11 protein-coding genes are annotated in these 14,170 nt (G+C 64.8%); 5 read left to right on the top strand and 6 right to left on the bottom strand.

Annotated features, from left to right (window positions below; all coding sequences use genetic code 11):
• Nucleotides 1-224 precede the first annotated feature (224 nt).
• The 4 genes from VGO12_RS22195 to VGO12_RS22180 all read right to left on the bottom strand — a co-directional run bounded on the left by VGO12_RS22195 (nt 225) and on the right by VGO12_RS22180 (nt 5,024).
• A complete protein-coding gene (locus tag VGO12_RS22195) occupies nt 225-1,112 on the bottom strand; it encodes a branched-chain amino acid ABC transporter permease (RefSeq protein ID WP_327514907.1) in 888 nt (295 codons plus the stop codon).
• Between the two features lie 24 nt (nt 1,113-1,136).
• Nucleotides 1,137-1,874 (bottom strand): ABC transporter ATP-binding protein, encoded by a 738-nt coding sequence (locus VGO12_RS22190; protein WP_327514906.1) that lies wholly within the window; start codon nt 1,872-1,874, stop codon nt 1,137-1,139.
• A gap of 84 nt (nt 1,875-1,958) precedes the next feature.
• Nucleotides 1,959-3,122 (bottom strand): ABC transporter substrate-binding protein, encoded by a 1,164-nt coding sequence (locus tag VGO12_RS22185; protein ID WP_327514905.1) that lies wholly within the window; start codon nt 3,120-3,122, stop codon nt 1,959-1,961.
• Between the two features lie 21 nt (nt 3,123-3,143).
• Nucleotides 3,144-5,024, bottom strand: coding sequence for a branched-chain amino acid ABC transporter ATP-binding protein/permease (locus VGO12_RS22180; RefSeq protein ID WP_327514904.1), 1,881 nt, complete (start codon nt 5,022-5,024; stop codon nt 3,144-3,146).
• 179 nt (nt 5,025-5,203) lie between these two features.
• On the opposite strand from VGO12_RS22180, the gene VGO12_RS22175 reads away from it, so the two are divergent.
• From VGO12_RS22175 to VGO12_RS22155, 5 genes are all read left to right on the top strand, one after another.
• Nucleotides 5,204-6,067: a MurR/RpiR family transcriptional regulator gene (locus tag VGO12_RS22175; protein ID WP_327496094.1), complete on the top strand. Its 864-nt coding sequence runs from the start codon at nt 5,204-5,206 to the stop codon at nt 6,065-6,067.
• A 64-nt stretch (nt 6,068-6,131) separates the two neighbouring features.
• Nucleotides 6,132-6,794, top strand: coding sequence for an isochorismatase family cysteine hydrolase (locus VGO12_RS22170; protein WP_327514903.1), 663 nt, complete (start codon nt 6,132-6,134; stop codon nt 6,792-6,794).
• Between the two features lie 30 nt (nt 6,795-6,824).
• Entirely contained in the window at nt 6,825-8,168 is a 1,344-nt protein-coding gene (locus tag VGO12_RS22165; RefSeq protein WP_327514902.1) for a glutamine synthetase family protein, read from the top strand.
• A gap of 17 nt (nt 8,169-8,185) precedes the next feature.
• Nucleotides 8,186-9,007, top strand: coding sequence for an N-formylglutamate amidohydrolase (locus tag VGO12_RS22160; protein WP_327514901.1), 822 nt, complete (start codon nt 8,186-8,188; stop codon nt 9,005-9,007).
• Nucleotides 9,004-10,314, top strand: a complete 1,311-nt coding sequence (locus VGO12_RS22155) for an aspartate aminotransferase family protein (RefSeq protein ID WP_327514900.1) — start codon at nt 9,004-9,006, stop codon at nt 10,312-10,314. Before VGO12_RS22160 ends, VGO12_RS22155 begins: the two co-directional genes overlap by 4 nt.
• A 30-nt stretch (nt 10,315-10,344) precedes the next feature.
• On the opposite strand, the gene VGO12_RS22150 is transcribed toward VGO12_RS22155, so the two are convergent.
• Nucleotides 10,345-13,269, bottom strand: a complete 2,925-nt coding sequence (locus tag VGO12_RS22150; protein WP_327514899.1) for an aminotransferase — start codon at nt 13,267-13,269, stop codon at nt 10,345-10,347.
• 115 nt (nt 13,270-13,384) lie between these two features.
• On the bottom strand, nt 13,385-14,128 hold the full coding sequence (gene hutC / locus VGO12_RS22145; RefSeq protein WP_327514898.1) for a histidine utilization repressor: 744 nt from the start codon (nt 14,126-14,128) through the stop codon (nt 13,385-13,387).
• Nucleotides 14,129-14,170: the final 42 nt, after the last annotated feature.

The raw sequence follows: 14,170 nt of genomic DNA, 5'->3' as shown, positions 1-14,170 counted from the left end.
AGGGGCACCCTCACGATCTCCCTCACCCCTGTGCTTGTCACAGGGGTCCAGTCAGCCCAAGTCCTTGGACTGAAAAGAGTTTATGACCCGACGGACGTCGGGTCGCTGGATCCCCGCCACAAGGGCGAGGATGAGGAGTCCGAGGTGGGCATTGAGAGAAAATCGGTGTCCGTCAGTTGCCTGGTTCAGTAATGCAGGGCACTGCGGCGGCGGCCGCAACCTGGTCAGAGCTTGACGATCGTCTTGCGGGCAAGCAGCCCCTGCGGCGCAAACAGCAGAACGCCGATGACCAAGAGAATGGTGAAAGCGTCACGATAGCTGAGCAGGCTTTCCGGCAGATAGGCCTGCAGGAACACTTCGATGAAGCCGAGCAGGAAGCCGCCGGCGACGGCGCCCGAAAGGCTGCCGAGGCCGCCGATGATGGCGGCGATGAAGGCTTTCAGCACCGGCAGGAAACCCATCAGCGGATCGACGCTGCCGCGCTGGGCCACCCAGAGGATGCCGGCGACCCCGGCAAGCAGGCCGGAGATCGCAAAGGCGGTGGCGACCACCGCATTGGCGCGGATGCCCATCAGCCGCACGATGGCGAAATCTTCCGAAGCCGCGCGCATGGCCCGGCCAAGCACGGTGGTGCGCAGGAAGAGGTTGAGGCCGACGAGCATGATGATCGTCACCAGGATCGAGGTGCCCTGGATGAGGCCGAGATGCAGGCCGCCAATCTCGATCGTGCCGGAAAAGCTCTCGGGCATCGGCACCGGTTTCGGCCTTGCGGAAATGAAGTTCTGGAAGATCACCCGCAGGATGGCGCTGACGGCAAAGCTCGTGAGGAGCAGCGTCGTGCCGCTGGCACCGCGCACGGGCCTGAAGGCGACGCGCTCCATCAGCATGGCGAGCGCGATCGCAATCAGAAGGGCGCCGCAGACCGCAAGCGGAAACGGCAGGCCGAGCAGGAGTGCGAAGCAGAGACCGTAGCCGGCCGCCGTCATCAGTTCGCCATGGGCGAAGTTGATCAGCCCCATGATCGAGAAGACGACCGCAAGGCCGAGTGCGAGAAGCGCGTAGGTGCCGCCGAGGCTGAGCGCGTTGACGAGCTGCTGCAGGAACATGTCCATGAATTGATCCTCCACGCACTCGGCTCAGGCGCCGAGATAGGCGCCCTGGATTTCAGTTGAATTGCGAAGTTCGGCAGCGCTTCCCGAAAGCACGATCCGGCCATTGGCCATGACATAGCCGGCATCGGCGATCTCAAGCGACAGCGACACGTTCTGCTCGACCAGCAGGATCGTCAGCCCCTTTTGCCTCAAGCCCGCGATCAGGTCGAAGATCAAGTCGACGATCTGCGGCGCAAGGCCAAGCGACGGTTCGTCCAGCAACAGAAGATCCGGCGAAGACATCATCGAACGGGCGATGGCGAGCATCTGCTGTTCGCCGCCGGACAGCGAGCCGGCCTTCTGCGTCAGCCGTTCCTTGAGGATCGGGAAGCGCGACAGCATGTCCTCGCGCACCTGCGCAATCGCGCCGCGCGCTTTGTGCATGGCGCCGCCGAGAAGCAGATGTTCGTCGACCGTCAGGCTTGGAAAGATCCGCCGCCCCTCCGGCGTCAGCGTCATGCCGAGCCGGACGATCTGTTCCGGCGGCAAGCCCGATATATCCTGGCCGTTGAACGTGACGCGTCCTGCCTTCTTCGGCGCGAGACCGACAAGCGAATTCAGGGTCGAACTCTTGCCGGCGCCGTTGGCGCCGAGCAGGGTCACGATCTGTCCCTTGCCGACAGTGAGATCGACGCCCTTCAGCGCCTCGACCGCACCATAGGCGACCTTGAGGCCGCTCACTTCCAGTAGCGGCTTCGGAACGGCAATGTCACGCATCATCATCGGGGCAAAGTCCTTGCCGTGGATTGCAAGAGAGCGGTGGCAAAGGCGCTCCCCGGCAAAATCGGGGAACGCCGGATCGACCGATCAGGGTGCCGGAACGTCGGCGGCGACGGGAACGCCCTGGCTGATCAGCTGGCGGTTGCCGCTCTCAATCTGCACCAGCGATACCGAGCGCATCGGCATGCCTTGCGTGCCGGCGTAGCTGATCGGGCCGGTGACGCCCTGGACGTTTTCGAGCGAGGCGATCGCGTTGCGGATGGCGACCGGGTCGATGCTGTTGGCTTCGGTCACCGCCGCGTCGATGACCTTGCCGAGGTCGTAGCCGTTGGCGATATAGACGGTGTCCGGCTCCTGGCCGAACTTCTCCTTGTACTTCACGTTGAAGTCGGCAAGCGGGCTGCCTTCGCTGGCAAAGCCGGCCGTCGTGAAGACGACGCCGTCGACCGTGGCGCCGAGGCCGAAGGTGGTCGGTGAATCGATGCCGTCGCTGCCGAGGATCGGAATGGTGACACCGGCGCCACGCAGCTGGCGGATGAAGGCCGGGAAATCAGGCTCGTAGGCTGCGGTCATGATCACGTCGGGCGCCGGGTTCATCGCCTTGATCTTGGTGACCTCGGCGCCGAAGTCCTGCTGACCCATGCTGTAGGTGCCTTCGCCGAGCAGCTCGCCGCCCTTGGCCTTGAAGGCAACGCCGAAATATTCCGGGAGCTTGAGAGTATAAGCGCTGTCCGGCGACTTCAGGATATAGGCCTTCTTGTAGCCCTTCTCGGCGGCGTAGGTCGCAAGCACCGAGGCCTGGACGTTGTCGGCCGGATAGTTGCCGAACATGTAGTCACCGACGGCGAGCGGCATGGTCGGGGTCGTCGCGCAGAAGGAGAAGGCCGGGATCTGGGCAGCCTGGGTCACCTGGCCGGCGGCGATCGACGGATCGGCGTCGCAGGGGGTGATGACGATCTTGACGCCCTCGTCGACCAGCTCCTGCGCGACCAGCGCCGTCTGGGCCGCATCCGAGCGGGTGTCTTTTGCGACCAGTTTGATCGGGAACTTGCCGGCAGCGCCGCCGGCCGCGTTGATTTCCTCGACGGCCATTTCCAGGCCCTTCAGCGATGGCTGGTCGTAGGGCGCAAGGCCGCCGGTCTGGGCGGTTGCAAGGCCGATGACCAGGTCTTCGGCAAGGGCTGGCAGCGGCGACAGTGCGATGCCGCCGAGAATGGTGGTGAGGCACAGGGCCCTGACGTTCTTTTTCATCCGGAAAGCTCCCTCTTTTGATTATGCAGGTTTGTGAAGGCCCGGCGCACCGGACGGAATATCGGACATGACCGCGGCTTCGCCCCGCGCCTGCGCTGTCGACCGACGGCGGCCGATATAGGCCTCGATGACATCGGGATTGGCCTGGATCTCCACCGGCGTGCCGATGGCGATCTGCTGGCCCTTGTTGAGCACGACGACGACGTCGCAGAGCCGCATGATCAGCTTCAGGTCATGCTCGACCACGAGCAGGCCAAGCCGGTATTTTACGCGGATGCGGTCCAGCACGCGCATCAGTTCCTCGGTCTCGGCCGGGTTCATGCCGGCGGCCGGTTCGTCGAGCAAAAGGTAGCGCGGCTTCAGCGCCAGTGCGCGGGCGATTTCAAGCCGCCGCTGGGCGCCATAGGAAAGCGTGCCGGCCAGCCGGTCGGCAAACTCCGCAAGTCCGACCTCTGCCAGCACGGCCAGCGCGCGGGCGGCCGGATCCTCACCATTGGCCTTCAAGGCGCTTGCCGCGACCGTGACGTTTTCCAGGACCGTGAGGTTCTTGAACAGCCGGATGTTCTGGAACGTGCGGGCAAGTCCCGCCACCGGGACGGAATGAACCGGCAGGTCGGCGACGTCCTGGCCGTCGATCAGCACCCGTCCGCTCGACGGTGGCACCACCCCGGAGACGCTGTTGATCAGCGTCGACTTGCCTGCCCCGTTCGGGCCGATCAGGCCGGTGACGAGGCCGGGCTTGATATCGAAGTTGGCGTTTTCGAGCGCGACGAGACCGGCGAATTTCTTGCCGAGATTCTCGACCCTCAGCGTGCCCTGGCCGGGTGTCGAGGCCGCTGTCGTGGCCGACGCGTCGACCGGCGCGGGGCTCTTCGCCTTCAAGCCCTTGAACCAGCCGAAACGCTCGTCAAGCTCGCGCACGCCGAAGAGGCCGTCCTGGAGGCGGTACATGACAACGAGGATCGCCACGCCGATGCCGATGTCGGTGAGGCCGAAGACCGTCGGCAGTTTCAGGAAGCCGAGATCGACGCCGCCCTCGAGTTTGCGCAGCAGTTCAACGATCAGCATGATGACCGCAGCGCCGCCGACGGCACCCGAGACGGTGGTGATGCCGCCGAGGATCAGCATGGCCAGCAGCATGAAGGTCAGGTTGAAATAGAAGTCCTTGGGCGAGAAGGCGCCGAGGAAATGGGCAAGCAGCGCACCGGCGGCGCCAGCAAGCACGGCGCCGAGAACCCAGCCGAAGAAGCGGTGCAGCTTGACATTGACGCCGACGGCGGTGGACGCAATCTCGTCCTCCCGCGATGCCCGCAGCTTCAGGCCGGCGCTCGAATCCCTGTAGAGGCGCGCAATTGCCACGGCAGCGATGGCAAAGGGCAATGCCACCCAGAGATTGACCGCGCGCGGGATGCCGAAGAACGTCTGGCTGCCGCGGGTGAAATCGGTCGAGGCGACGAGCACGACGTGCACGATGACGAGGAAACCGAGCGTGGCGATCGAGGCCGAGGAGCCGCCAAGCCGCGCCACCGGAATGCCAATCAGCACGGCCACGAGCGCGACCACGACAAGCGCGATGAGAAGCGCCGGCAGGAACGGCATGCCCATGCCCGCAAGCCACTCAGGCAGGTGAGGCAGCGCCGTCTTCTGGATGATCGGGTTCAACGTCAACAGGCCGGACGCATAGGCGCCGATCGCCATGAAGCCGACGTGGCCGAAGGAGACGATGCCGGAATTGCCGGCATAGATGCCGATGCCGAGCACGGCGATGACGTTGATCATGTAGAGCGTCACCAGGCGCTCGCCGCTGCCTGGAAAGAACAGCGAGGCGACGGCGGCGGCTGCCAGAAGCGGCAGCGACGTCACAAGGATACCAACGACGGTTTCTCGCCTGACGCGAACCATCCGCATTCCCCCAGATTTTCGGCCCGCCTCATATTTTTGGCTCGAGCCCGTTCCCGAAATGAACGTTAACGCAGATCGACCAAATGTCAATCTTGTTTCAAAAAACATTCTCTGCTAGCAGTTATGTAACAAAAATTAGAAAACAGGATTCACGCCATCATTTTTGGGAGGCAGAAATCGTGGCAATCCGGGACCGACTGACAGACGGCGCCATCACCTTCACGCGCTCTGAACTGAAGATCGTCAGGCAGCTGCTGTCGAACTATCCGGCAGCGGGACTGAACACCGTTGCGCATCTGGCGGCCGCCGCCGGCGTCAGCAATCCGACAGTGGTGCGATTTGCCAACACGCTGGGCTTCGAAGGCTATCCGGAGTTCCAGAAGGCGCTGCTCAGCGAAGTGCAGGAGCGCATGAGCTCGCCGCTGTCGATGCTCGACGAGCGGCGTCCCTCGCTGGAGCAGGAGAACTTCTACCAGTACTTCCTGCGCGCCAGCATCCACGCGCTGGAATCCTCCATGCAGATGCTGCCTTCGGAGGATTTCGAAGCGGCGGTCGATGCCGCCGCCGACATGAGCGCCCGCATCCATTGCCTCGGCGGCCGCTTCAGCGGTTTTCTTGCGGGCCTGCTCTGGTCGCACATGAAGCAGCTGAGGGGCGACACCCGCTGGATCAACGGCAGCCAGGCCGACCAGGTCGACCAGCTCGTCGATCTCGGCAAGCGCGACGTGCTCTTCGTCTACGACTATCGGCGCTACCAGAACGACACCATCCGCTTTGCCCGCCAAGCCGCGACACAAGGCGCGCGCATCGTGCTCTTCACCGACCGATGGCTCTCGCCGATCGCCGATTTCGCGACGGTGACGCTGACGGCGCCGGTCGACACGGTCTCGCCCTACGACACCATGGTGCCGGCGATCGCCCAGACCGAAGCGGTGATTGCAGCGCTGACGGCCCGCCTTGCCACCCAGTCACGTGGCCGCATCGAGCGCATGGAGGAACTGCGCCGCGGCTATCAGATCACCGAGGACGCCTTCAATCCTTGAGGTCGAGGACGACCGCTGACCCTTTTCCGCCGCTTGGCGAACCGACAAACCGAGGAGAATCCGAATGAGTGCAGTTACCGTCAAGGTTGGCGACGATCTCTTGCGGCGTGACAGCGCCTATGAAGCGGGCCGAACCTCGCTGCTGTTCGTCGACATGCAGCGTATCTGGTGCGAGCCAAACCTCGACCCGACCCACCCGCAGGATGCCGACAGCTACTACCACAGGCGCCTGCGCCAGACTGTGATCCCCAACCAGGTCCGTATCCTGGGAGCGGCGCGAAAGGCCGGCTGCGAGGTGCTGCACACGATCATCGAGAGCCTGACGCTCGATGGCCGCGACCGCTCGCTCGACCACAAGCTCTCCGACATGCATGTGCCGAAGGGCTCGCCCGAGGGCCAGGTCATTCCCGAGCTTTCGCCCATCGACAACGAGATCGTGTTGCCGAAGACCTCATCGGGCGTCTTCAACTCGACCAACATCGACTACATCCTGCGCAATCTCAACACCCGCTACCTGATCATCGCCGGCGTCATCACCGACCAGTGCGTCGACATGGCGGTGCGCGATGCCGCCGACCGCGGCTACCTCGTCACCGTCGTCAACGATGCCTGCGCCACCTACAGCGAGCAGCGCCACGACGCGGCGTTGCGCGCCTACGCCGGCTATTGCTGGACGACCGACACTGAAACCGTGGTCAGCCGTCTGAACGGCCTGCGCCAGGCCTGAGCCGCAAAGAACAAGACTGGAGGGGAACTCATGACCGGAACCAACAACGGCAAAGCGGCATCTGAACTGACGGAACTCGCCACCTTCGTCACCACGGATATCGCCGGCATCACCCGTGGCCGCAGCTTTGCTGCCTCGCAAATCGACGACTATCTGCGCAAGGGCGTCGGCTGGGTGCCGGCCAACCTGGCGCTCACGCCCTTCGACCTGATCGCCGAGAACAACCCCTGGGGCTCGGCCGGCGACCTCCGGCTGATGGCCGATCCCAAAAGCAAGGCGCGTGTCACCTGCCTGCCCGACGAAACGCCGCTGCATTTCTATCACGCCGATATCACCGACCTTCAGGGCAATACCTGGGATTGCTGCGTTCGCAGCTTCCTGAAACAGACGCTGAAAGAATATGAAGAGGCCGGACTCAGGGTGATCTCGGCGGTCGAGCAGGAGTTCCAGCTTCTCGGGGTCGACTGGCCGGATGCTCCTTCCTTCGGCCTGCGCGCCCAGCGCCGCGCCGAGCCCTTCGGCTCGCTCTTGATGACAGCGCTTCAGGAAGCCGGTGCGGAACCGGAAATGTTCCTGCCGGAATACGGCAAGGACCAGTTCGAGATCACCTGCCGCCCGGCCGATGCGTTGACGGCTGCCGACCGTGGCGCCACGATCCGGGCGATCACCCGGGAGGTCGCGGCCCTCTTCGGCTGGAACGCCAGTTTCGCGCCGAAGACGGCGCCGGGCGGCGTCGGCAACGGCGTGCACCTGCATGTGAGCTTCACCGATCTTGACGGCAATCCTGTCACGTTCGATGCCGCGCGTCCCGGCAGGCTCTCCGGGGTCGCCGGCTCGTTCGCCGCCGGTGTCATCATGCATCTGCCGGCGCTGACCGCCTTCACCGCGCCTTCGGTGCTGTCCTACATGCGGCTCGTGCCGCATCACTGGAGTGCGGCCTATACCTGCCTCGGCGAAAAGAACCGCGAGGCGACGCTCCGCATCTGCCCGACGCTCGATCTGCCCGGCAGCAACCCGGCGAAACAGTTCAACATGGAGTATCGCGCGGCCGACGCCTGCGCCAGCCCGCATCTGTCGCTGGCGGTGCTTTTGAAGGCCGGGCTCGAAGGCATCCGGGCCGGGCTCGAACAGCCACCGCTGATCAACTCCGACCCCTCCGATTTCTCCGACGAGGAACAGAAGAGCCTTGGTATCCGCCGCCTGCCCACAAGTCTGCCGGAAGCGCTCGACACGCTTGTCGCCGACCCTGTCGTGACCGGCTGGTTCTCCAAGGATTTTCTCGATTGCTACGTGGCGATGAAGCGCAAGGAGATCGAGATCGTCGACGGGCTCTCGCCGGACGAACTCTGCGCCCGCTATGCGGCGGTCTACTGAATGACGGGCGGAAAACCATGACCTCGACAACGGCCATCAAGAGCCCAGAGCCCGGTGCGCGTCACGATGCGAGCGCGCCGCTGCTTTCGATCGACGAACTGCCGCCCTATGCGGTGTTCAACCCGGACGGCGCCTCGCCGATCCTGCTTCTGTGCGAGCATGCATCGAACCGGATGCCACGTGCGCTCGGCGAAATGGGGTTGCCCGATCACGAGCGCCAGCGCCACATCGCCTGGGATATCGGCGCGATGGCGCTCGCCCAACACCTGAGCCTCAGCCTCGACGCGCCGCTGTTCTTCACCAATTATTCGCGGCTGGTGATCGACTGCAACCGGCCGCTTTCCGCCCCTTCGATGATCCCCGAGATCAGCGAGGCGACGGAAATCCCCGCCAACTGCGACTTGAGCGATGCCGAACGGCAGCAGCGGATCGATACGTTGTTTACGCCATACGCCGATGCCGTCAGCCGCCGCCTCGATCGGCTCCAGGGCGAAGGCAGGCGCCCCTTCGTCGTCGGCATCCACAGCTTCACGCCCGTCTATTTCGGCAAGCCGCGTCCATGGCAGGCCGGCATCCTTTATCGCGACGCGGTCGGCTTTGCGCATGCGCTGATCCGCGAACTGGCGAGCGAAACCCAGCTGACGATCGGCGACAACGAGCCCTACAACATTCATCCGGACGAGGACTATACCGTGCCGGTTCATGCCGACGCACGTGGACTTCCGGGCGTTCTGGTGGAGGTGCGCCACGACCTGATCGACACGGATGCCGGCGTTACCGCCTGGGGCGATAGGCTCACCCGGTGCCTGGAGGCGAGCATCAGGGAGCAAGAATCGTGACCACGCTCTACGAGAGAGACAAGGCCTCGATCGCAAGCCTGCAGAAGCTGCGCTTCTTTCCGCTCGCGATCGCCGGCGGCTGCGGCGCGCGGGTGGTGCAGGAAGATGGCCGCGAGCTGATCGACCTCTCCAGCGCCTGGGGTGCGGCGAGCCTCGGCTACGGCCATCCGGCCCTCGTCGAGGCGATTTCACGCGCCGCCACAAATCCGGCAGGCGCAAGCGTGCTTTCTGCCGCCAACCGCCCGGCGGCCGAGCTCGCCGAGAAACTGCTGACGACATTCCCGGGATCGGGCGACAACAAGGTCTGGTTCGGCCATTCCGGATCCGACGCCAATGAGGCCGTCTTTCGCGCCGTAACCAAGGCGACGGGGCGGTCAGGCGTGATTGCCTTCGTCGGCGCCTATCACGGCTGCACCGTGGGTTCGATGGCCTTTTCGGGGCACAGCGTCCAGGCGGGTGCGACCAAGGCCGATGGCCTGTTGTTGCTCCCCTACCCGGATCCCTACCGCCCCTATCAGGGCGACCCGACGGGTGGCGTGATCCTCGACGCGCTGCGGGAGCGCCTCAAAGCGGCACCGGAGCACTTCGCCGCCGCCTTCATCGAACCCATTCAATCCGATGGCGGTCTGATCGTGCCGCCCGCCGGCTTCTTCCGGGCCTTTGCCGAGATCTGCCGCGAATTCGGCGTGCTCGTCGTCTGCGACGAGGTGAAGGTCGGCCTCGGCCGCAGCGGCCGGCTGCACTGCTTCGAGCATGAGGATTTTACGCCTGATATCCTGACCATCGGCAAGGGGCTCGGCGGCGGACTGCCGCTGTCGGCGGCGATCGGTCCGGCGCGCATAATGGACTGCGCCAGCGCCTTTGCCATGCAGACGCTGCACGGCAACCCGATCTGCGCCTCTGCCGGTCTTGCCGTTCTCGAAACGATCGAACGGGAAGAACTGGCGCAAGCCGCCGAAAGAAAAGGACAGCGGCTGCGCAAGGGCCTGGTTCGACTGGCCGAGCGCCATGACCTGATCGGCGACGTGCGCGGACGCGGACTTGCCTGCGGCGTCGAACTCGTCACCGACCGGCAGAGCGGCACGCCTACCTCGCGCGCTACGGCCAAGCTCGTCTACCGCGCCTACGAACTCGGTCTTGTCCTTTACTATGTCGGCATGAATTCGAACGTGCTGGAGATGACGCCGCCGCTGACGATCCGGGAAGAGGACATCGACGCCGCACTCGACATTCTCGACCGGGCTTTCGCGGACGTGATCGCTGGCCGGGTTTCCGACGAACGGCTCGCGGATTTCGCCGGCTGGTGAGCATTGCTGCGGCTCGCCGCTACGATCGGGCTACCAGCCGTCCTCCAACACCCGCGCCAGCATGTCGGCGAAAAAATCGGCGCTTTCCTTGCTCAGGCAAAGCGGCGGCTTGATCTTCAGCACGTTCAGGTGATCGCCGGTCGGCTGCATGATGACGCCGAGATCGAGCAGCCGGTCGCAGATCGCCGCGGTCTCGTCGGTTGCCGGCGCGAGGGTTTCCCGGTCGCGCACGAATTCGACACCGAGATAAAGCCCCATGCCGTGCACCGCGCCGATCAGCGGGAAGCGCTGCCCGAGCGCTTCGAGCCGCGCCTTCAGGTAGCCGCCGACCACGCGGGCGTTTTCGGGAAGCCGTTCCTCCGTCAGGATATCGAGCACGGTCTGGCCGACGACCGAGCTCACCGGACTGCCGCCGGCCGACGAGAAGAAATAGCCCTCGTTTTCCAGCGCATCGGCGATCTCGCGACGGGTGATGACGGCGCCGAGCGGGTGGCCGTTGCCCATGCCCTTGGCGACCGTGATGATATCGGGAACGACGCCCTGCTCCTCGAAGCCCCAGAAATAGTCGCCGAGCCGGCCATAGCCGACCTGCACCTCATCGGCGATGCAGATACCGCCACGGGCCCGCACCATGGCATAGACGGCGTCGAGATAGCCCTTCGGCAATGGAATGCCGCCGGCGTTGCCGTAGACGGGCTCGCAGATGAAACCGGCAAGCTTTTCGCCCGCCGCGTCCAGTGCTGCCAGCTTGGTGACGACGGAGCGGACGTAGTTGTCCCGCGTATCGTCGCCGCGGAACTCGCCGCGATAGGTGTTGGGAGCGGCGACGGGATGGACCCAGGCGGGCCGGGTCTGAAGCGCTTGCGGATTGTCGGCGATCGAGGTCGAGACCGCGTCGCTGGCAACCGTCCAGCCGTGATAGGCCTCAAGCAGGCTGACGACATTGCGCGCGCCGGAACGGGCCCAGGCGAGCCGAAGGGCGAGGTCGTTGGCCTCCGAGCCGCTGTTGACCAGGAACACCGTGTCGAGCCCGTCGGGTGCAAGGGCAGCGAGCCGGGCCGAGAATTCGGCGACCGCGGCATAGTGAAAGCGCGAATTGGTGTTGAGCAGCGACCATTGCCGGCCGACTGCGGCCGCGAGCCGCGGATGGCCATGGCCGAGAATGGTCACGTTGTTGACCATGTCGAGGTAGCTGCGACCTTCGACGTCGAAGAGATGTTCCTTGAAGCCGCGTTCGATCTGCGGTGGCTCCAGGTAATAGTTTTTTTGCGGCCTGGCGAAATGCTGCTGGCGTCGGGCAAGCAGTGCGTCCCCATGCAGTTCGGGCGCATCGCAGTCAAAGCCGAGAATGCCCGCCGGCGACGGGCATATCCGTTTCCATGCTTCGGCCTGATGCGGCATCGCAAAGAGCGGCGGAACGAGACCATGCTCGCGGCAAAGCTGGACCCGGATCAGGCCATAGGTCCGTTGCTCACCCGATACGGTGCCCAGCACCGCGCCGGCGGTAATCGTCTCGCCGGCTTCTGCCGCAAGCTCCACGCCTTCGAGAAACAGGCTCGTTTCTGCGCCTTCGAGCACCAGCAGGCCGTCCTGGCGCACGATGCGCGCGGCAAACGGGGCGACGATCTGCCCACCGGCCTCAAGGCAGATATCGACATGCAGCGCGAAGGTCGGATCCGGCCGCGCCGCGCGCAGGGTGGTCTCGGTCATCCGGTATTCGCCATAGCGCGTGGTCGCGACGCCGATCGCGTGGGCTGCGTGCTGCAGCAGCGAGACCGGCAGTCCCTGGTGCTGCCAGCGCTCCTCCGGCAGCAACGGGCTTTGGATCGACAGGTCGATGTGGCGCACGTCGGTCGGGCCGAGGCCCGCAATCAGGCTTGTTCCGGTTACCGGCACGGGCGCGGACGCAAGTCCGGCAGCGGCGAGGATGGCGTTCTCCATCAGCGCCAAGGGCACGGAGGAAGCCACCTCGAACATCTCCCGCTCATGGGCGGCATTGCCTTCGACATAGGCGTTGTCGGGCTCGCGCGACAGCTGGTGTTCGGAGCTTGCAACGATCACCGCCGCCCGCGTGACGATCAGCGGCCAGAGCGCCCTAAGCTCGGTCTCCGTCAGAGGGCAAGCGGCATGAAACGCCTTGACCGCCGGCAGTATGAACCAGGGGTCGCCATCGGCATGGTGCAGCAGCGAGGCGCAGGTGACGGCGAGCTCCGCGACCAGCCAGCCGTTCAACAGATCGCCGAAATCGATGACGCCATCCGGTATCGGCCGGCCGGCGGCATCCAGCCGGCTGACGACATTGTCGTCGGTGATGTCGTGATGGATCGCCTGGATCCGAAGGTCCGGTATCATCGGTTGCAGGCGTCGCATCGCGCCGACGACAACTTCGGCGATCCGCTTCTTCTGCTGCTGGTCCGCCATTTCGGCAAGCAGGTGCAGGATGACCGGGCCGGCGCGGCGAAGGTCCCATTGCAGTTCGCGCACCAGGCCCGGATGGTCGAAATCCGTGAGCGCCGAAGCGAGTTGCCCGGCCAGACCGCCGAGGGCAGCAACGGATTCCCGCGACAGATGCCTTCGCCGGGTCAGCGGCTCGCCCTCGAGGTAACCGAGCAGCCGGATGCGATAGGCCTGGCCGCGCACGGTCACGCTTTCGATCGCCGCGCCCTTGAGCGACGGCACGAGCGCCGGGACACGCGCCAGGGCCAGCCTTTTTGAGAGGTGCCGCAGGGCGGCATTCTGCGCCTCGAGCTCCAGCGCCTCGTATTCGGCGCGGCAGATCTTCAGCACATAACGCTGTTTTCCGGTGTCGATCCGGTAGTTGCGATCCTGCTGGCTGCCAAGTTCGCGGATCGTGCCGGAAAGCCCGAAATGCTCGGCGACAAGCATGGCCGCCTCATCGGCCGTGACATCGGGCCTTGGCAGCTCGGTGCGAAGCTTCAGCGCGTCCTCAACCATGATCTCGTCATCCTCCCATCCGGCGGCCGATCCCCCGAATCGACCGGAATGTTGTCGAGATTAGAGCGGGATGCGCAAAACCGTGCGCGCTTTCGGTGAGAAACCCGCTCGGGATCTACTGCGACATGCCTTCCAGACGATAGCGCGTGCCGGGATAGAGCAGCCGCGCAGTCGTCACGTTGCCAGCGTCCGACCAGGTGCGGCGGCGGATCATCAGGCACGGTTCGTTGCGGTCGATGCCGAGCAGCTTGCACTCCCAGAGCTGCGGCGACACCGCCTCGACGATCTGCTCGGTGCGGGTGATCGGCGCCATGGCGGTCAGATAGGCATTCGGCGTCATCGCCTGGAAGTCCTGCTCCAGATAGTGCGGGCAGATGGCCGGATTGACGAAGCGATCCTCGATCTGGATCGGCAGGCCGTTTTCCGAATGCACCATGATCGAATGGAAGACGCGGGCGCCGGTCGCAAGCCCGAGCGCGTAGCTCGTCTCCTGCGTGGCGACTTCTTCCTCCAGGAGCGTCATCAGCGACGTGTGCGTGTGGCCGCGTCCATGAATTTCGTCGGCGATGTTGCGCACTTCCAGAAGCGCCGTGCTGCCCTTGTGCGCAGCGACGAAGGACCCGACACCCTGAACGCGGGTGATGGCACCTGCGGTTGCGAGTTCCCTGAGCGCTCGGTTGGCAGTCATGCGGCTGACGCCGAAATCGGCGACGATCTCGTTTTCCGAGGGTATGCGATGATGCGCCGGCCATTCGCCGCTTTCGATACGGCTGCGGATGAACTGCTTGACCGCCTCGTAACGCGGCACCGGGCCGTCTTCGAAAGCGAGTGTCTCGTTCCGTTTTCCCAGTGCCGTCATCGACTCACGCCCGCCTTTCCGCAACGCCGAACTAATCATGCG

Source organism: Ensifer sp., from assembly GCF_035999135.1.
GTDB lineage: Bacteria > Pseudomonadota > Alphaproteobacteria > Rhizobiales > Rhizobiaceae > Ensifer.
The sequence above is the reverse complement of the archived record's forward strand: the minus strand, read 5'-3'. Positions and strand labels throughout refer to the sequence as shown.